The organism is Micromonospora sp. NPDC051006, assembly GCF_044456245.1.
GTDB lineage: Bacteria > Actinomycetota > Actinomycetes > Mycobacteriales > Micromonosporaceae > Micromonospora.
The window spans coordinates 507,118-524,742 of record NZ_JBITFP010000002.1; the positions used below are offsets into that span (position 1 = coordinate 507,118).

The 17,625-nt window shown below is 74.0% G+C and carries 20 protein-coding genes; 11 read left to right on the forward strand and 9 right to left on the reverse strand.

Annotation, left to right across the window (positions count from 1 at the left end; genetic code table 11):
• Nucleotides 1–21 precede the first annotated feature (21 nt).
• The gene (folP, locus tag ACIBBA_RS06105) at nucleotides 22–891 is read right to left on the reverse strand and encodes a dihydropteroate synthase (protein ID WP_396694233.1); all 870 of its coding nucleotides are present in this window, start codon (nucleotides 889–891) and stop codon (nucleotides 22–24) included.
• A gap of 150 nt (nucleotides 892–1,041) precedes the next feature.
• Between folP and ACIBBA_RS06110 the strand changes: the two genes are divergently transcribed.
• Together ACIBBA_RS06110 and ACIBBA_RS06115 are read left to right on the forward strand one after the other, a co-directional pair.
• A complete protein-coding gene (locus tag ACIBBA_RS06110; RefSeq protein ID WP_350867641.1) occupies nucleotides 1,042–1,587 on the forward strand; it encodes a DivIVA domain-containing protein in 546 nt (181 codons plus the stop codon).
• A complete protein-coding gene (locus tag ACIBBA_RS06115; protein ID WP_396694235.1) occupies nucleotides 1,584–2,081 on the forward strand; it encodes an SRPBCC family protein in 498 nt (165 codons plus the stop codon). The genes ACIBBA_RS06110 and ACIBBA_RS06115 overlap by 4 nt, the downstream gene beginning before the upstream one ends.
• A 28-nt stretch (nucleotides 2,082–2,109) precedes the next feature.
• Here the strand turns inward: ACIBBA_RS06115 and ACIBBA_RS06120 are convergent, their stop codons facing one another.
• Nucleotides 2,110–3,009, reverse strand: coding sequence for a sterol desaturase family protein (locus tag ACIBBA_RS06120; protein WP_396694237.1), 900 nt, complete (start codon nucleotides 3,007–3,009; stop codon nucleotides 2,110–2,112).
• Between the two features lie 145 nt (nucleotides 3,010–3,154).
• Here ACIBBA_RS06120 and ACIBBA_RS06125 point away from each other — a divergent pair, with 145 nt between their 5' ends.
• Nucleotides 3,155–3,736, forward strand: a complete 582-nt coding sequence (locus ACIBBA_RS06125) for a DNA-3-methyladenine glycosylase I (RefSeq protein WP_396694239.1) — start codon at nucleotides 3,155–3,157, stop codon at nucleotides 3,734–3,736.
• A gap of 13 nt (nucleotides 3,737–3,749) precedes the next feature.
• A complete protein-coding gene (locus tag ACIBBA_RS06130; protein WP_396694241.1) occupies nucleotides 3,750–4,370 on the forward strand; it encodes a hypothetical protein in 621 nt (206 codons plus the stop codon).
• 34 nt (nucleotides 4,371–4,404) lie between these two features.
• Here ACIBBA_RS06130 and ACIBBA_RS06135 read toward each other — a convergent pair whose 3' ends face one another.
• Both ACIBBA_RS06135 and ACIBBA_RS06140 read right to left on the reverse strand, forming a co-directional pair.
• Nucleotides 4,405–5,196 carry an enoyl-CoA hydratase-related protein gene (locus ACIBBA_RS06135; protein ID WP_396694243.1) on the reverse strand — a complete coding sequence of 264 codons (792 nt, stop codon included), beginning with the start codon at nucleotides 5,194–5,196 and terminating at the stop codon, nucleotides 4,405–4,407.
• A 4-nt stretch (nucleotides 5,197–5,200) separates the two neighbouring features.
• On the reverse strand, nucleotides 5,201–6,019 hold the full coding sequence (locus ACIBBA_RS06140) for a PaaX family transcriptional regulator C-terminal domain-containing protein (RefSeq protein WP_350867631.1): 819 nt from the start codon (nucleotides 6,017–6,019) through the stop codon (nucleotides 5,201–5,203).
• A 190-nt stretch (nucleotides 6,020–6,209) separates the two neighbouring features.
• Here ACIBBA_RS06140 and ACIBBA_RS06145 point away from each other — a divergent pair, with 190 nt between their 5' ends.
• On the forward strand, nucleotides 6,210–6,377 hold the full coding sequence (locus ACIBBA_RS06145; protein WP_007455245.1) for a DUF3117 domain-containing protein: 168 nt from the start codon (nucleotides 6,210–6,212) through the stop codon (nucleotides 6,375–6,377).
• A gap of 149 nt (nucleotides 6,378–6,526) precedes the next feature.
• Nucleotides 6,527–7,999 (forward strand): leucyl aminopeptidase family protein, encoded by a 1,473-nt coding sequence (locus ACIBBA_RS06150; protein WP_396694246.1) that lies wholly within the window; start codon nucleotides 6,527–6,529, stop codon nucleotides 7,997–7,999.
• A gap of 51 nt (nucleotides 8,000–8,050) precedes the next feature.
• On the opposite strand, the gene ACIBBA_RS06155 is transcribed toward ACIBBA_RS06150, so the two are convergent.
• The gene (locus tag ACIBBA_RS06155; protein ID WP_350867627.1) at nucleotides 8,051–8,623 is read right to left on the reverse strand and encodes an O-methyltransferase; all 573 of its coding nucleotides are present in this window, start codon (nucleotides 8,621–8,623) and stop codon (nucleotides 8,051–8,053) included.
• 318 nt (nucleotides 8,624–8,941) lie between these two features.
• On the opposite strand from ACIBBA_RS06155, the gene ACIBBA_RS06160 reads away from it, so the two are divergent.
• Together ACIBBA_RS06160 and ACIBBA_RS06165 are read left to right on the forward strand one after the other, a co-directional pair.
• Nucleotides 8,942–10,261: a S1C family serine protease gene (locus ACIBBA_RS06160; protein WP_396694248.1), complete on the forward strand. Its 1,320-nt coding sequence runs from the start codon at nucleotides 8,942–8,944 to the stop codon at nucleotides 10,259–10,261.
• A gap of 76 nt (nucleotides 10,262–10,337) precedes the next feature.
• Complete coding sequence (locus ACIBBA_RS06165; RefSeq protein ID WP_350867625.1) at nucleotides 10,338–10,760, forward strand: preprotein translocase subunit TatB; 423 nt, start codon at nucleotides 10,338–10,340, stop codon at nucleotides 10,758–10,760.
• Between the two features lie 186 nt (nucleotides 10,761–10,946).
• Here the strand turns inward: ACIBBA_RS06165 and ACIBBA_RS06170 are convergent, their stop codons facing one another.
• The 3 genes from ACIBBA_RS06170 to ACIBBA_RS06180 all read right to left on the reverse strand — a co-directional run bounded on the left by ACIBBA_RS06170 (nucleotide 10,947) and on the right by ACIBBA_RS06180 (nucleotide 14,195).
• Complete coding sequence (locus ACIBBA_RS06170; protein WP_396694250.1) at nucleotides 10,947–12,095, reverse strand: Mrp/NBP35 family ATP-binding protein; 1,149 nt, start codon at nucleotides 12,093–12,095, stop codon at nucleotides 10,947–10,949.
• Between the two features lie 191 nt (nucleotides 12,096–12,286).
• Nucleotides 12,287–12,916, reverse strand: a complete 630-nt coding sequence (locus ACIBBA_RS06175) for a DUF1003 domain-containing protein (protein ID WP_357047942.1) — start codon at nucleotides 12,914–12,916, stop codon at nucleotides 12,287–12,289.
• Entirely contained in the window at nucleotides 12,909–14,195 is a 1,287-nt protein-coding gene (locus tag ACIBBA_RS06180; RefSeq protein ID WP_396694253.1) for a magnesium transporter MgtE N-terminal domain-containing protein, read from the reverse strand. The genes ACIBBA_RS06175 and ACIBBA_RS06180 overlap by 8 nt, the downstream gene beginning before the upstream one ends.
• 33 nt (nucleotides 14,196–14,228) lie before the next feature.
• Here ACIBBA_RS06180 and ACIBBA_RS06185 point away from each other — a divergent pair, with 33 nt between their 5' ends.
• A complete protein-coding gene (locus ACIBBA_RS06185) occupies nucleotides 14,229–15,098 on the forward strand; it encodes a PhzF family phenazine biosynthesis protein (protein ID WP_396694255.1) in 870 nt (289 codons plus the stop codon).
• A 58-nt stretch (nucleotides 15,099–15,156) separates the two neighbouring features.
• Nucleotides 15,157–15,669 (forward strand): hypothetical protein, encoded by a 513-nt coding sequence (locus ACIBBA_RS06190; protein ID WP_396694257.1) that lies wholly within the window; start codon nucleotides 15,157–15,159, stop codon nucleotides 15,667–15,669.
• A gap of 41 nt (nucleotides 15,670–15,710) precedes the next feature.
• Here the strand turns inward: ACIBBA_RS06190 and ACIBBA_RS06195 are convergent, their stop codons facing one another.
• Nucleotides 15,711–16,463 (reverse strand): HAD family hydrolase, encoded by a 753-nt coding sequence (locus tag ACIBBA_RS06195; protein ID WP_396694259.1) that lies wholly within the window; start codon nucleotides 16,461–16,463, stop codon nucleotides 15,711–15,713.
• A gap of 139 nt (nucleotides 16,464–16,602) precedes the next feature.
• Here ACIBBA_RS06195 and ACIBBA_RS06200 point away from each other — a divergent pair, with 139 nt between their 5' ends.
• Nucleotides 16,603–17,523: a DMT family transporter gene (locus tag ACIBBA_RS06200; RefSeq protein ID WP_396694334.1), complete on the forward strand. Its 921-nt coding sequence runs from the start codon at nucleotides 16,603–16,605 to the stop codon at nucleotides 17,521–17,523.
• The last annotated feature ends 102 nt before the right edge of the window (nucleotides 17,524–17,625 follow it).

The window sequence follows — 17,625 nt, forward strand, 5'->3', positions numbered from 1 at the left end:
TCGGCGGGCGGCCGACGCGGATCAGGCGAGGCCGCGCCGGGTGACCGCCGGCGGACGGTCGCCCAGGATCGCGGCCACCATGTCGAGCACCCGGCGGGTGGGGCCGACCTGGTGGGCGCGGAACACCCGGGCGCCCAGCCAGGCGGAGACCGCAGTCGCCGCGAGCGTCCCCTCCAGCCGCTCGGCGACCGGCAGGTCCAACGTCTCGCCGATGAAGTCCTTGTTGGAGAGCGCCACCAGCAGCGGCCATCCGGTGGCGGTGAGTTCGCCCAGCCGCCGGGTGATTTCCAGAGAGTGACGGGTGTTCTTGCCGAAGTCGTGCGCCGGGTCGATCAGGATGCCGTCCCGGCGTACGCCCAGGGCGACCGCGCGCTCGGCGAGACCGGTGACCGTAGCGACCACGTCGGCCACCACGTCGTCGAAGGCCGCCCGGTGCGGCCGGGTGCGCGGGGCCAGACCGCCGGCGTGCGAGCAGACCAGGCCGGCCCCGGTCTTCGCGGCGACCCCGGCCAGCGCGGGATCGGCACCGGACCAGGTGTCGTTCAGCAGGTCGGCCCCGGCGGCCACCGCCTCCACCGCGACCTCCGCCCGCCAGGTGTCGATGGAGATCACCACCTCCGGGAAGGCGGCCCGGACCGCGGCGATCGTGTCGACCGTGCGCCGGATCTCCTCGGCCACGTCGACGTCGTCACCCGGGCCGGCCTTGACCCCGCCGATGTCGATGATCTCGGCGCCGTCGGCGACGGCCCGCTCCACCGCCCGCAGCGCGCTGTCGGCGGCGAAGGTGGCGCCCCGGTCGAAGAACGAGTCCGGCGTGCGGTTGACGATCGCCATCACCACCAGCTCGCCGGAGGCGAAGGTCCGCCCACCGAGCCGAAGCTCCCCGGCCATCGCGCCTCCCTGAAGATCCACCTGGTCGGCCGCCGCACCGTCGGCCGGTCCCGACGCTAGCCGGTCGATCCGCGTCCCACCCGTGCGGTACACCCGCCCGGCGTGGGTGGCGGGCTCGCTCCGGCCCGGTCGACATGCCACGATCTGTGCATGGGTCAGCTTCTGCTCATGGTGGTCGTGGCGTTGACCGTCGCGGCGGTGGTGTTCGGGGTGACGGTGCTGGTCACCGGTCGGGATCCGGGGCTGATGCCGGCCGAGCCGGACGGCCGGGCCGTGCCGCTGCCGGGCAACCGTCCGCTGCGGGAGTCGGACGTGGGTGAGGCGCGGTTCGACACCGCGCTGCGTGGGTACCGGATGATCCAGGTCGATCAGGCGATGCGCCGGGCCGCCTACGACATCGGCTACAAGTCGGAGCTGATCGGCGTGCTGGAAGCGGAGGTGGCCGCGTTGCGCGAGGGACGCACGGCGGACGCCGACGCGCTGCGCCGGGCGCGCGAGCAGGCCGCGGGCGTCGGGGCGGCCAACGGAGTGGTCTCCGTGCCGGGTGCGACCCCCGCCCCGGCAGCCGACGGGCCGGCGGTCGGGCCGGTCACCGTGACCGCGGCGGAGCACGACCCGAATGCCCAGGCGAACGACACGGAGGCGAAGCGCGGGGCGGGGCGGCCCGGCCCGGCGGTGCCGTCGGAGTCGGCGTGACCGAACCGGACGGCGGAGACGGCCTGCGCGAGGCGGCCCAGCCGGGCGCCGGCGAGGTGACCGCCACGGTGATCGTCGACGCTCCGGCGGAACGGGTCTTCGCCGCGCTGCTCGCCTGGGAGCGCCAGTCGGACTGGATCCCGTTCACCCGGGTGCGGGTGGTGGAGGGCGACGGTCGCGAGGGCAGCCTGGTGGAGGCGGTGACCGCGCTGGGGCCGGCCGAGGTGCGCGACGAGATGCGGGTGGTCCGGGTCGACGAGCCCTACGAGATCGGGGTGGTGCACTGCGGCCGGCTGCTGCGCGGCCCGGGCGTGCTGCGCTGCACTCCGCTGGCACGCAACCGCACCCAGGTGGTGTGGCACGAGTGGTTCCACCTGCCGGGTGGGCCGGCCGGCCGGGTTGCCTGGCCGGTGGTCTGGCCCGGCTCCAAGTACGGCCTGACCCGGGCGCTGCGGAAGTTCGGCCGCCTGGTCGAGCTGGGCCTGCTGCCCTGACCGTTCCCGGGCCGAGGCGGGTTGCGGCCTACGGTGTCGCCGCGCCGCCGGCCGGTGCCGGTTGCGGCGCGCCGGTGGCCGGCCGGGATGTCTCGGCGGTGGCGGGTCGCCAGCCGGGTGACCGGAACAGGTGCCCGGCCCGGCTGCGCCAACTGGCCGCGGCCCGCAGGTCACGGGCGATCGACACGTACTCGTGGAAGGCCACCCGGACGGGGTTGTGGGTGCCGATGTTCTTGGTCAGGCCGTAGACGCAGCGCTCCCGCTCCGGGGCGAACGTGCCGAAGAGCCGGTCCCAGACGATCAGGATGCCGCCGAAGTTGCGGTCCAGGTAGCCGCCCTGCGAGGCGTGGTGCACCCGGTGGTGCGACGGGGTGTTGAACACCGCCTCGTACCAGCGCGGCAGCTTGTCGATCCGTTCGGTGTGGATCCAGAACTGGTAGAGCAGGTTGAGCGAGCCGCAGAAGGCGACCACGGCCGGGTGCACCCCGGCCAGGATCATCGGGATGTAGAAGACCCAGCTGGTCAGACCGGTCCACGGCTGGCGCAGCGCGGTGGAGAGGTTGAACCGCTGCGACGAGTGGTGCACCACGTGCGAGGCCCAGAGGATCCGGATCACGTGATGGCCGCGGTGCGACCAGTAGTAGCAGAAGTCCTGGGCCAGCAGGATCAGCGGCCAGCTCCACCACACCTCGGCGATCCGCAGCGGGGTGAGCGCGTAGAGCAGCGCGTACGCGGCGGCGATCGGGATCTTCCAGAGCAGGTCGGTGAAGACGCTGCCCAGCCCCATCGTCAGGCTGGTGGCGGTGTCCGCGCCGCCGTAGCCGATCTCGTCGTCGTCGCGGTGCAGCAGGTAGGAGATCCGTTCCAGCACGACCAGCAGCAGGAACGCCGGGATCGACCAGGCGATGACGTCCGGGAACTCCTTCATGGGTCGCCTCCCGTGCTCGGTGCCCTCGACGCGGCCGCGCCCCAACGGCCGGTGGCCGCACCCCTACCGGTCGGTAACCTGCACGATAGGCAGCCTCGCGCCCGCTGGCAATGGGGTGTCGGAGGTTTGCCCTAGCGTGTAGGCCGTGACTGACCTGGTGATCGGCGCCGACGGGCTGCCGCGCTGCGCCTGGGGGTCGAGCACCCCTGACTACGCCGTCTACCACGACACCGAGTGGGGGCAGCCGCTGCACGGCGACGACGCGCTCTACGAGCGGATGACGCTGGAGGCGTTCCAGTCCGGCCTGTCCTGGCTGACCATCCTGCGCAAGCGTCCGGCGTTCCGGCTGGCCTTCGACGAGTTCCGCATCCCGACCGTCGCCGGCTACGGCGAGGCCGAGGTGAACCGGCTGCTCGCCGACGCCGGCATCGTGCGCAACCGAGCCAAGATCGAGGCCGCGATCGCGAACGCCCGGGCCGCCCTCGAACTGCCCGAGGGGCTCTCCACGCTGCTCTGGTCGTTCGCTCCGGCGCCCCGGCCGGCCCGCCCGGCGTCGTTCGCCGAGCTGTCGGCGATCACCCCGGAGTCGACCGCGATGGCCAAGGCGCTCAAGAAGCGCGGCTTCCGGTTCGTGGGCCCGACCACGGCCTACGCGCTGATGCAGGCCACCGGGATGGTCGACGACCACCTCGCCGGCTGTCACGTCAAGCCCACCGGCACGGCGTGATGAGATTGGCTGCATGACGACCGACACCGCGCACCGGGCGGACGGGCCGGGCCGGGCCGCGAGCACCGGTGCCTGGGCCGTGCTGCTGCCCGCCGCCCGCTATGACGCCGAGCGGCTCGTGCACCACGACACCCTCGAGCTGACCGGCCTGGACGAGATCGGCCGGCCCCGCCCCGGGGACGAGGTCGCGGTGCTGGCCGACGAGCCGCTGCGGCTGGTGGCGCTGGGCCGGGTCGCCGCGTCGACCGGCGCACGGCCCGAAGACCCGGACGACCCGCAGTCCGACCGGGAGGCGGCGCTGGTGGTGACGTACACCCGGCGGGCCTTCGACGAGCCGGTGCCGGCCGAGCGGCTCGCGCTCGACGGGCCGGTCACCGCCCTCGACCCGGCGGCCTACCGGGCGCTGGCCGACCGGCTCGGTCCGCCGTCGGCGCGACGCACCTGGCTGGTCAGCCTCGACCTGCCGATCGAGGCCGACACCCCGGCCGAGGCGGTCCGGCTGTTCTGGTCGTACGTGCAGGAGCTCGGCCCGCGCGAACTGCCCGCCTTCGTCTCGCCGGCCGGCGACGAGCTGGCCATGCAGGCGTTCGTGCTCGGCGCGGAGGCAAACCAGGATCCGGAGGAGGACGACTGACCGAGCCGCCCGCTCGGGGCGGGCGGGCGGCGGCTCAGCGCCCCTCGAAGACCGGCTTCTGCTTGCCGACGAAGGCGAGGGTGGCCGCGCGGTGATCGGTCGTGGCGCCGCAGATCGTCTGTGCCTGGGCCTCGGCGGCCAGGGCGTCGGCGAGGGTGCCGGCGTCGGCGATGGAGAGCTGCCGCTTGATCGCCCCGTAGGCGACGGTGGGGCCGGCGGCGAGCCGTGCGGCCAGCTCCTGCGCGGCCGGCAGCACCTGCTCGTCGTCGTCCACCAGGCGGTTCAGCAGCCCGAGCCGACAGGCCTCCTCGGCACGGACCGGCTCGGCGAGCATCAGCAGCTCCACCGCCTTGGCGTGGCCGACCAGCCGGGGCAGCGTCCACGAGGCGCCGGTGTCGGCGGCGAGCCCGACCTTGGCGAACGCCATCAGGAAGTTGGTGGTCGGGCCGCCGATCCGGATGTCGGCCAGGAAGGCCAGCGAGGCGCCGGCGCCGGCCGCCATCCCGCGCACCGCGGCCACCACCGGCTTCGGCAGGTTGGCCAGCCGGGCGGCGATCGGGTTGTAGTGCGCCCGGACGGTGGCGAGCGGGTCGCCGCTGGTGGACTCCAGGGTCGCCACGTGCTCGCGCAGATCCTGTCCGGCGCTGAACGACCCGCCCGACCCGGCGAGCACCACGGCCCGGCAGGTCCGGTCGGTCTCCAGCTCGGCCAGGGTGTCCCGGAGCGCCTCCTTGAGCGCCACGTCGAGCGCGTTCATCGCCTTCGGGCGGTTCAGCGTCAGCGTGACGACGGCGTCGGAACGGTCGACGAGCAGCGGTTCGGTCACGTGTCTAACGACCCTTCTGTCGGACGATGCGGTTGCCGGCGTCGAGACACTGCTCGACGTACCGGTCGGCGGCCGGCCGCAGCCGGGCCGCGTGCCGGTCGAAGAAGCTCGCCGCGGCGGTGCCGGGCCAGCGCTCCGGGAGCAGCGCCGGGGGTAGCTGCGGGTCCCGGAACAGGAAGGTACGCCACGCGTGCACCAGCCGGAACCGGGCGGCGTACGCCTCTTCGTCCCCGCTGCGCACCGTCACCCCGGAGAGCAGCGGGCGTTGCTCGGCGACGAACCGCTCGTAGGCCCGGCCAATTTCGGCCAGGTCCCAGGCACGGCGGACCACCCCCATCGCGCCCGGCGTGCCGGCGGCGTGCGCCGCGGTGAACCGCTCGTAGCGCACGCCCGCCTCACTGAGCAGCAGGTCCACGTCCTCACCCGGCCGGGTCGCCACCCAGTTGCACTCGTCGAGCGTGCCGTAGCCGAGGAAGGTGAGGTTCGCGGCGAGCCGCTGGCGTTCCCGCCGCGAGGTCGGCGCCTCCAGCACGAGCAGATCGAAGCGGCCGTCCCAGCCGACCCGGCCGGTCCGGTAGATCCGGGCGGCCGCCTCGTCGAGTCTCCGGGCGGCTTTCGGTGTGATCGAATACCCCGGTCCGGACGCCAGCCGGAGCGGGTCGAGCCAGCCCTGGCGGACCATCCGGGAGACCGCCGTCCGCACGGCCGGCGGGGCGATACCGAGCGGCGCCAGCAGCTTGACCAGGGCGGCGACCGGCGCCCGGCCACCCCTCGGTCTGAGGTAGTCGCCGTACAGGTCGAAGAGTGCCGACCGTGCCTGCATGACCGCACATTGTGACAGGCCTTCTCAAGATAAGCTAGATGCTGTTACATCAATGCTGCTTCGGTTTGGGTCCGGCGGTGTTCATCAGGGAAAATCGTTGGTCGACGCCCCGCGGCGGTTGCGGGTGGGTCGTGAAGAAGTGGCTGTGGGGCAACCCACCGACCCTGGTGTAGGTCTGAGGGGAGACAACATGGCGGCGATGAAGCCGCGGACGGGCGACGGTCCGCTGGAAGTCACCAAGGAGGGGCGGGGCATCGTCATGCGGGTCCCGCTGGAGGGCGGTGGCCGGCTCGTCGTCGAGATGACTCCGGACGAGGCCAACGCGCTCGGTGACGCGCTGAAGGCGGCCGCCGGCTGATCGAGGAGCGGCCTGGGCGGCAGCTGCCGCCCGGACGGTTCGTCATACCCTGAGCCACCGGCCCGGCCGGTGGCTCAGGGCTTACCGGCGCGGAGCGCCGTGGGGGCGATCCCCGCTCCGCGATCCCTTTCCTGGAGGTACGGTCCCGCGTGCTCGCCATCCGTCTGGTCGCCGAGCCTTCCCGGCTCGACACCCTCGTCCTGCCCCTTCGACCGGCCGGGACGGAGGCGGGCGGCGACGCCCCGACCGTGTCGGTCCCGACCGCGGTGACGCTGCCCGACGGCGTCGCCGACGAGGCCGCCACACTGGCCCCCGCCGCCCGGCTCACCGGCCGGGCCGGTGAGGTCCGGACCCAGTTCCGCCCGGGGCGGACCCCCGGCGTGCTGGTCCTGGTGGGCATCGGCGACGGCGACGAGGGCGACTGGCGACGGGCCGGTGCCGCGTTGGCCCGCGCCACCGCCGATGAGACGCACATCACCATCGCGCTGCCGGCCGACGCGTCCCCGGCCGCGGTCCGAGGGCTCTACGAGGGGCTGCTGCTGGCCTCCTACCGCTTCCGGCTGACCGACGCCGGCGACGCGCCCGCGCTCGCCGGAGTCGACCTGCTGGTCGGCGACCCGGACGCCTACCTGGCCGTGGTCGAGACGGCCCGGACCACCGCCCGAATGACCCGGCTGGCCCGCGATCTGACCAACACGCCCTCGTCGGTGAAGAACCCGGAGTGGTTCGCCGGGCAGGTCGCCGAGGTGGCCGGCGGGACGCCGGACCTGCACCTGCGGGTACGCGAACCGGCCGAGCTGGCGGCCGAGGGCTTCGGCGGCATCCTCGCTGTCGGCGGCGGCTCGGCCAGCGGGCCGCGCCTGGTCGAACTGGACTGGCACCCAGCCGGCGCGAGCACCCACGTGGTGCTGGTCGGCAAGGGCATCACCTTCGACACCGGCGGCATCTCGATCAAGCCGGTGCCGGCGATGAAGCTGATGCGCAAGGACATGGGCGGCGCCGCCGCGGTGGTCGCCGCCACCCTCGGGGCTGCCGCGCTGCGGCTGCCCATCCGGATCACCGCGCTCGCCCCGCTGGCCGAGAACATGGTCAGCGGCTCGGCGTTCCGCCCCGGCGACGTCATCCGGCACTACGGCGGGGTGACCAGCGAGTCCACCAACTCCGACGCCGAGGGGCGGCTGGTGCTCGCCGACGCGCTCGCCTACGCCGTGGCGCAGCTCAAGCCGGACCTGCTGGTCGACCTGGCCACGCTGACCGGCGCGAACGCCGTGGCGCTGGGCAAGCGCACCGGCGCCCTCTACAGCGAGAACGACCAACTCGCCGCCGACCTGCTCGCGGCCGGCGAGGCGGCCGGCGAGTCGGCCTGGCGGATGCCGCTACCGGCGGACTACGTCGAGTTCCTGGGCAGCGAGGTGGCTGACCTGTACAGCGCGCCGGAGCCGGCCAAGTCGGTCACCTCCGCCCTCTTCCTGCGCGAGTTCACCGGTGACCTGCGCGACCGCTGGCTGCACGTGGACATGTCCGCGCCGTCCTGGGCGGACGCCGACGACGCGGAGCTGACCCGGGGCGCGACCGGCTGGGGCGTACGGTTCCTGATGCGCTGGCTGGCCACCCTGAGCTGACCCGCCCGACGGCGGGCGACCCCGGCGGGCGAAGCCCTCGCCGGGGTCGGCTCAGCACTTGACGGCGGCGAGCAGCCCGTGGCCGACCGGCAGCAGCGCCGGGATCCAGTGCTCCGACTCTCGGACCGCCTTGATGGTCTCCCGGACGGTCACCGTCTCCGCGTCGCGGGCGGCCGGGTCACCGATCCGGCCACCGGCGAGCATGCCGTTGAGCGCGAGCACCCCGCCGGGGCGCAGCAACCGCAGCGCGGCCTCGACGCAGGCGTGGAAGCCGGTCGCCTCGGCGTCGACGAAGACCAGGTCGTACGCGCCGTCCGCGAGCCGGGGCAGCACGTCGAGCGCCCGGCCGGTGATGATCCGGGTCCGGCCGGAGACGAAGCCCGCCTCGGCGAAGATCCGCCGGGCGATCCGCTGGTGTTCGACCTCGACGTCGATCGTGGTGAGTACACCGTCCGCCCGCATGCCGCGGAGCAGCCAGACCCCGCTGACCCCGGTCCCGGTGCCGATCTCCACCACCGCGCGGGCGTTGCCGGCGGCGGCGAGCAGCCGCAGCGCGGCGCCCGCACCGGGAGTCACGGCGTCCAGGCCCACCTCGCGGGCGAGGCTGCGGGCGGTGCGCAGCACGAGGTCCTCGGCAACGTACGACTCGGCGAACTGCTGGGCCGGGCTCGTCGAACTGCCAGAACCGGCGACCGTGGCGATGGGGCACCTCCGGGCGGCGAATGGTGCAGGGGGCGGGTTGGGCGCTATGAGCCTAGAGGCGGCGGGTCCACGGCGCAGCCGCGCATCCGGCCCCTGGCGATCACGGGGCGGCAACCGCTGACCCCATCCCGGACATCCGTGCAATCCTGGAAGCGGTGTCCCGCCAGTCGGGGCCGGGCGGGTGTTCCCGTCGGGCCACGGAGCGCGCGGGATCCGGGGGACGGACTGGGAGGCACCGACGTGACCGACGGCTGGGACTGGCGCCGGCCCGGTGATGCTCCGGCTCCGGCGGCGGGACCGCCGGGGTCGGGTGTCCCACCGGGGTCGGCCGCGCCGCGCAGCGCCCCGGAGGGCACCGCATCGCCGTGGTGGTCCGACGCCCTGGTCGACCCGTGGCGGGACCCGGCCGCGCCGGCCGCAGTGGTCGTACCGGCGGTGACCGACAGCTCGACAGCGCCCGAGGCGGTCAGCGATCCGGATGCGCCGGGTCGGCCGGCACTTCGCCAACTGCTGCTCATCCCGCTGGTGACCGCGCTGCTCGCCGGCACCCTCGGTGGCGCGCTCGGCTACGCGTTCGCGGTCCGCGGCGGCGCCGCCGGCACGGTGCTCGGCGCCGACCCGGCCCAGGCGCCCGCGCTGGCCCAGCGTAAGCCGGAGTCACTGGCCGGGGTCGCCGAACGGGTCCTGCCCAGCGTGGTGACCGTCCGGGTGAGCAGCCTCGCCGGGACGAGCGAGGGTTCCGGCTTCGTGGTGAGCGCCGACGGGCACGTGATCACCAACGACCACGTGGTGGCCGGCGGCACCGGCAAGGCCTCGGTGGTCTTCAACGACGGCAGCACCGCGCCGGCCCAGATCGTCGGTCAGGATCCGGAGTCGGACATCGCGGTGATCAAGGTGGATCGCAGCGGGTTGCGGCCGGTCGAGTTCGGCGACTCCGACGCGCTCGCCGTCGGCGACCCGGTGCTGGCGATCGGCTCGCCGCTGTCGCTGGCCAACACGGTCACCGCCGGCATCGTGAGCGCCCTGGACCGGACGATGCAGGCCGGTGAGCCGGGTGGCCCGGTGCGCTACTACGCGGCCATCCAGACCGACGCGGCGGTCAACCACGGCAACTCCGGCGGCCCACTGGTGGACGGGGCCGGTCGGGTGGTGGGGGTGAACTCCACGATCAAGTCCCTGGTCTCCGACGGGCAGGAGGCGGGCAACATCGGCCTCGCCTTCGCCATCCCGATCAACCAGGCCAAGCGGGTGACCCAGGACATCATCGGCACCGGCAAGGCCCGGCGGACCGTGATCGGCGCCCAGGTCGGCGGCCCGGGGGCGGGCATCGCCGGCGGCGGCGTACGGCTCGCGGCGGTCGAGCCGTCCGGGCCCGCCGACGGGGCCGGGCTCCGGGCCGGTGACGTGGTCCTGCGGCTGAACGGCCGGCCGATGACCGAGCCGACCGACCTGATCGCCCTGGTTCGTAAGTTCGCGCCCGGTTCGGTGGTCACCGTCGAGTACCGCCGGGGCTCCGATCGGCAGAACGCCTCGGTCACGCTCGCCGCGGATGCCAAGTGAGGACCCTGTCACCCCCTCCCCGGTTCCTCTCCGACGTGCGTAGTCTTGCTGCTGACCCCGAGAGGAGGCCCGCGGGATGCTCGACAACCTGAACTGGTGGGAGATCGGTGCGCTGCTGCTCCTGGCGCTGCTGATCTTCGGTGACCGGCTGCCCGCGGTCATCACCGACGGGCTGCGGATGGTGCGCAACCTGCGCAACATGGCCCGCAACGCCACCACCGACCTGAGTCGGGAGCTCGGCACCGACATCCAGCTCGAGGATCTGCACCCGAAGGCGTTCATCCGTAAGCACCTGCTCAGCGAAGAGGACGAGCAGGCGATCCGGAAGCCGTTGCAGGGCGTCTACGACAACCTCCGGGCGGACGTCACCGGCGTGCACAACGACCTGAAGGACGTGGCGAACGCCGCCGACGTGCGGTCCACCGGCACCCGGTCGTCGACGGCCACCGGCGGCGCCCCCGCGCCCGCCCCCCGAGCCAGCTACGACGACGCCACCTGAGCCGTTCCCGGCCCCGCCCCGCTCTTCCCGATCGACTCCGTATAGCCGAAACGGGGGTGTCCCGCTACCGGGACACCCCCGTTTTCGGGGAAACGCCCCGCTACCGGGACACCCCCGTTTTCGGGGAAACGCCCCGCTACCGGGACACCCCCGTTTTCGGGGAAACGACAGCCTGGGCCGGTCGGATCAGCGGCCGGCGGGCTTGAGGCCGAGCGGCTTGCCCAGCAGCGACTCGCGCCGGACGGCGAGCCGGTCGGCCACCGAGCCGAGCGCCACCGCGGCCGGCGACTCCGGCTCGGCCAGCACGATCGGGGTGCCCGCGTCGCCGGCCTCGCGTACCCGGGTGTCCAGCGGGATCTGCCCGAGCAGCGGCACCTGGGCGCCGATGGTCCGGCTCAGCGACTCGGCGACGGACTGACCACCGCCGGCGCCGAAGATCTCCATCCGGGAGCCGTCCGGCAGCTCCAGCCAGGACATGTTCTCGATCACGCCGACGATCCGCTGGTGGGTCTGCAACGCGATCGCGCCGGCCCGCTCCGCCACCTCCGCGGCGGCGGCCTGCGGGGTGGTCACCACGAGGATCTCCGAGTTGGGCAGCAGCTGGGCCAGCGAGATGGCCACGTCGCCGGTGCCCGGCGGCAGGTCGAGCAGGAGCACGTCCAGGTCGCCCCAGTAGACGTCCGCGAGGAACTGCTGCAGCGCCCGGTGCAGCATCGGGCCGCGCCACACCACGGCGGCGTTGCCGGAGGTGAACATGCCGATCGAGATGACCTTCACCCCGTGCGACTGCGGCGGCATGATCATGTCTTCGACCCGGGTCGGGCGGCCGTCCGCGCCGAGCATCCGGGGTACCGAGTGGCCGTAGATGTCGGCGTCGACCACGCCGACGGAGAGCCCGCGGGCGGCCAGCGCGGTGGCCAGGTTCACCGTCACGCTGGACTTGCCGACGCCGCCCTTGCCGCTGGCCACCGCGTACACCCGGGTGCGGGAGCCGGGCTGGGCGAACGGGATGACCGGCTCCGCGGACGCGCCGCCACCGCGCAGTTTCGCCTGCAACGACTGGCGCTGCTCCGGGCTCATCACCCCGAACTCGATCTGCACGCCGGTCACGCCGGGCACCGCGGCGACCGCGGCGGTGATGTCGGAGCGCAGCTTGTCCTTCAGCGGGCAGCCGGCGACGGTGAGCAGCAGCTCGACCCGTACCACGCCGTCCGGGCCGACCACGGCGGACTGGACCATGCCCAGCTCGGTGATGGGCCGGCGGATCTCCGGGTCGTTGACGGTGGCCAGGGCGGCCTGGATCGCGTCCTCGACGGTGCTGACGGGTGCTGACATGCCCGCAATGCTACGTCGAGGGTGATCCGCCCCCGCGCTCAGCAGGGGGCGGTGTGAGCGAGTCGATGGCGATGCCAGTCCTCATCCGGGGGCTGGACGGCCAACCGACGAAGTGGGACGATCGAGACGAACGCCGCTCGCCTGGCCCCTTGAGGCGCGCGGCGTTCAAAACGTTGCGGCGCCCGTCGCGCTCAGCCCTCCGGAGTCCGCGGCGTCGCCGGGTCCGGCCGGCGGTCCCGGGCGAAGTCACCGTCGAGGTCGTCGCGCGGCTCATCCAGCCCCTCGCCGCCGGCCGACCGGGCCTGCTTCTCCTGCTGGCGTCGATCGAGCCGTTGCCGGCGCTGCGCCGCCTCGTCCAACTCCTCGGCCAGCCGGGCCAGTTCGGAGCGGAGGAAGTCACGGGTGGCGACCTCACCCATCGCGTTCCGCAGCGCGGCGATCTCCCGGGCCAGATACTCGGTGTCCGCCTTCTGCGCGGTCGCCCGCCGTCGGTCCTCCTCCAGCGCCACCCGGTCCCGGTCCGCCTGCCGGTTCTGCGCCAGCAGGATCAGCGGGGCCGCGTAGCTGGCCTGCAACGACAGCACCAGGGTGAGGAACGTGAAGGTGTACGGGTCGAAGCGCAGGTTCGCCGGGGCCAGCGTGTTCCAGCCGAACCAGATGGCGATCACCGCCGTCATGTAGACGATGAAGTTCGCCGTGCCCATGCTGCGGGCGATCCCCTCCGACCAGCGGCCGAACGCCTCCGGGTCGAACCGGGGCAGCTTGACGCCTCTGGGCTCGCGCGGCTGATCCAGCCGCCCCGCCCGCCGCTGCTCAGTCATCCGCGCCGTCCAACGTCGGCTCGGCGGGGCTCTGGGTTCCGATCGCGTCCCGGTCGCGCCAGTCCCTGGGCAGCGAGTGGTCCAGCACGTCGTCCACCGTCACCGCGCCGACCAGCCGGTTGCTGCGGTCGATCACCGGCATGGCGACCAGGTCGTAGGTGGCCATCCGGCGGGTGATCTCCGGGAGCGGGGTGGTCGGCCGCAGCGGGTCGATGTCGTTGACGACGACCCCGCCGAGCATGTCGGCCGGTGGCTCGCGGAGCAGCCGTTGGAAGTGCACCATGCCCAGGTAGCGCCCGGTCGGCGTGGTCAGCGGCGCCCGGGTGACGAAGACCTGCGCGGCCACGGCGGGGGAGAGCTGCGGCTCGCGGATCCGCGCCAGCGCCTCGGCGACGGTGGCGTCCGGCGGCAGGATCACCGGCTCGGAGGTCATCACGCTGCCGGCGGTGCCCGGGGTGTACTTCAGCAGCTGGCGTACCGGGTCGGCCTCGTCCGGGGTCATCAGGTCCAGCAGCACGTCCTGCTCCGGCGGCGGCAACTCGTTGAGCAGGTCCGCGGCGTCGTCCGGGTCCATCTCCTCCAGCACGTCGGCGGCCCGTTCCCGGTCCAGCGCGGCGAGGATCTCCACCTGGTCGTGCTCGGGCAGCTCGCTGAGCACGTCCGCCAGCCGCTCGTCGTCCAACGCCGCGGCGACCTCGTTGCGCCGGGCGTCCGGCAGGTCCTGCAACGCGTTGGCCAGGTCGGCCGGGCGCATGTCCTCCAGCACGGCGAGCAGGTTGGCCGTGCCCCGGTCGTCGGCGATGCCACTGAGCCCGCGTACCCGGTCCCAGTCGACCTGGTGCAGGTGTCCCCGCCGGGTGAGCCGGCCGGTCTGCTCGCGCACCGCGACCCGGCTGAGCGACCACTCGCCGCCCCGGCTGCACTCCATCGCCACGTCCACCACCGTGCCGGCCTGACCGCCCGGGTCGAGCTGCACCCGCCGGTCGAGCAGTTCCTGGAGCACCAGCAGCTCGTTCGGCCGCTTCTCGAAGCGGCGCAGGTTGAGGGTGCCGCTGCCGAGGACCACCGCGTCGGCGTCGATCGAGGTGATCCGGTTGATGGAGAGGAAGATCCGCCGACGCAGCGGCATCTCGGCGACCAGGCCCACCACCTCGGGCGGTCGCTGGGTCGGCCGGAGCCGGGCCACGGCGTCACGGACCCGGCCCACCTGGTCACCGTTGGGGTCGAAGACAGCGACGCCGGCGAGCCGGGCGATGTAGACCCGGGTCGGGGTACTCACGGGCACCAGCCTAAGCGCCTAGTGTTTGTCAGCATGTCGACCTTGGCGTACGAGATCGTGGACGTCTTCACCGACCGCCCCTTCGCCGGCAACCCGCTGGCCGTGGTGTTCGGCGCGGAAGCCCTGGCAACCGAGCAGATGCAGGCGCTCGCGCTGGAGTTCAACCTCTCCGAGACGGTGTTCGTGCTGCCTCCCACCCAGGTCGGCGCCACCTACCGGGCGCGGATCTTCACCCCGGCGGCGGAGTTGCCCTTCGCCGGTCACCCGAGCGTCGGCGCCGCGGTGGTCGCGAGCCGCCGCGGCCTCTTCGGTGTGGGGCAGGTCACCCAGGAGTGCGGCGCGGGCGTGCTCCCGCTGGAGGTCACCGCGACCGGGGCGACGCTGACCGGCGGCGGTCCGACGCTCGGGCCCGAGCTGGACCCGGAGCCGCTGCTGGAGATCGTCAGCCTCGGCTCGGCCGACCACGCCGGCCCGTCGCCCCGGGTCGCCGGCTGCGGGCTGGAGTTCCCGTACCTCCCGGTCCGTCCGGACGCGGTGGCCCGGGCCCGGGTCGACGTGGCTGCGGCGCAGCGGTACGGGGTGGAGCACGTCAGCGTCTTCTCCTGGGACGCCGCCGGCCAAACCGCGCACGCCCGGGTCTTCGTGCCCGGCCTCGGTGTGCCGGAGGACCCGGCCACCGGCTCGGCGGCGCTGGGCCTCGGCGTCTGGCTGGTGGCCAGCGGCCTGCTCCCCGGCGACGGCCGATCCTCGTACGCCGTCCGCCAGGGCATCGAGATCAACCGCCCCTCCTCGCTCGCCTGCACGGTGACCGCGGTGAACGGCGCGGCGGTGGGCGCCACCGTGGGCGGGCAGGTCGTCCCGGTGGCCCGCGGCGAGATCATGGTGCCGCCGTTCCTCGGCTGAGTGGTCGTCCCGGCCCGCCAGGCTGACGGGACCGGCCCCGGTGGGGGAGGATGCCGCTGTGACGGACGAGGACGGGCGGAGCAGCACGCCCCTGGTCGACGAGGTGATCAAGAAGGCCGCGGTGGCCTGGGTGAGCGTCTCCGGCGGGCCGGCGGTGGCGCTCTGGTGCGCCACGCTGGAGGGCACGCTCGTCGTCATCAGCGGCCCTGGCGAGCAGGCCGCGCCCGGGTTGGCCGACGCCACGCAGGCGCAGGTCACCATGCGCGGTGACCACGGCGGCCGGATCGTGACCTGGCCGGCCCGGGTCAGCCGGGTGCGACCGGGCGGCGCTGAGTGGGAGACCCTCGCGCCGCTGGTCGCGGCGAAGCGGTTGAACGCCTCCGGGCCGACCGTCGAGCTGGTACGGCGCTGGGCGGACGACGGCTGCGCGCTGAACCGGCTCACCCCGGCCGGCGAGCCGCTCTCCGGCGAGGCCCTGCCCACCGGTTCGCTGGCCGAGCCGCCCCGGGAGACCCCGGCGGTCCGGGCGGCCCGTCGACCGTTCCGGCTGCACCGGGTCCGCCGCCGCTGATCCCCGGCCGTCCGACCGCACCCGCAGGCCGGTCCGCCGGCTCAGCCGCCCACCGGAGCCGTGTCCGGCCGGGCCGCGACCTCGGGTGCGGCTTCGTCGGCCGGGACGGTCGCCAGCCTGACCAGGTCGACCACCTCGTGCAGCGCGCCGAGCACCGGGCCGCGCCAGTCCAGGTCGGCGTTGAACACCATGTGCTCGACGAGGTCCGGCTCGGCCAGCCGGGCCGCGGTCATCCCGGCCCGCTCCGCCCCGGTCAGCTCCTGGCTACCGCCGTCGCCGACGTAGAGGCAGTCCTGCGGGGCCAACCCCAGCCGCCGGCACGCCGCCAGGTAGAGCGCCGGGTCCGGCTTGCACCGTCCCACCTGCACCGAGAAGACCCGCACGTCGAGCAGCGGGGCGATCGCCAACTGCGGAAGGAAGGCCGGCAGCTCGTGGGTGCAGTCGCTGATCACACCGGTACGCAGGCCGAGGTGGCGCAGTGCGGCCAGCGTCGACACCGCGTCGGGGCGCAGCTGGGTGTCCGCGCGTACCGCCCGGTGCCGGGAGGCCACGGCCGCGCGCACCGCGGAGTCCGACGGGCGTACGCCGGCCTGCGCGCAGACCCAGCGCAGGGTCGCCTCGGCGTTGCCGAGCTGCCCGGTGGCCCGCTGGTAGAAGGTCCGGTCGAGCACCTCGGCGAGCACGTCGCTGGTGCAGCCCAGCAGCTCAGCGGTGCCGTGATGAGCCGCGCCACGCTGGACCGACGTGGTCAGCGTGCCGAAGAAGTCGAAGAGCACCGCCTGGAACCTGGGCATGGGGGAGCGCCTCCGGGCGTAGGGGTGTCGCCGGCGCGGACCGCATGATCGTAACGGAGTGCTGACGTTCCGTGGCTACCGGGGCATGTGAGGATTGCTCCCCGTGTCCCCATCCCCGCACCGCCCGCCGCTCGACCCGATGACCACCGGGGCCGTCGCTCTCGCCGTGGTCGCCGTCTCGTCGTCCGCGCCGCTGGTCGCGTTCGCGGCCGCGCCGGCGCTGGCCATCGCGTTCTGGCGCAACCTGCTCTCGGTCGCCGTGCTCGGTCCGTTCTCGGCGACCCGGCGCCGCGCCGAATTCCGGGCGCTGACCGTGGGCGCGGGCCGGCGGGAGGGCTGGTACTGCGTGCTCTCCGGCGTCGCGCTGGCCGCCCACTTCGCCACCTGGATGCCGAGCGCCCAACTCACCTCGGTCGCCGCCGCCACCGCCCTCGGCGCCACCCAGCCGGTCTGGCAGGGGCTGATCGCCCGGGGCCAGGGTCGCCGACTGCCGGTGGTGGTCTGGGCGGGGATCGGGGTCGCGGTCGCCGGCGCCGCGCTCGCCACCGGCGCCGACGTCGCGGTCTCCGGGCGGGCGTTCGCCGGCGATCTGCTCGCGGTGACCGGCGGGATGTTCGCCGCGATCTACACCGCCTTCGGGGAACGGGCCCGGGCCAGCATCAGCACCACCACCTACACCACCATCTGCTACGGGGTCTGCGCGCTGATCCTGCTGGTGGTCTGCCTGGTCGGCGGGGTGCGCCTGGTCGGCTTCGACGGCCACACCTGGCTGGCCATCGTCGCCCTGGTGGCGGGCGCCCAACTGCTCGGGCATTCGATGTTCAACTACGCGCTGCACCGGATCTCCGCCACCACGGTGAGCGTGCTGATCCTGCTGGAGGCGCCGGGCGCCGCCCTGATCGGCTGGGTCTGGCTGGGCCAGCTGCCCCGCCCGCTCGCCCTGCCCGGGCTGGCGCTGCTGCTCGCCGGGGTGACCGTGGTGATCGTGGGCGGCGCGCGTGCCGGTCGCCGTACCGAGCCGGTCCCCATTCCCGCCGACGGCGCTCCGCTGCCCGACTGACCCGCCCAGGCGGGCCACCTGCCCCACGGCGTCCCGCTGCCCGACTGACCCCCGGGGCCGCCCGGCCGCCCTTCGCGGGCACCTTCTCGGCGAAGAGTCGCG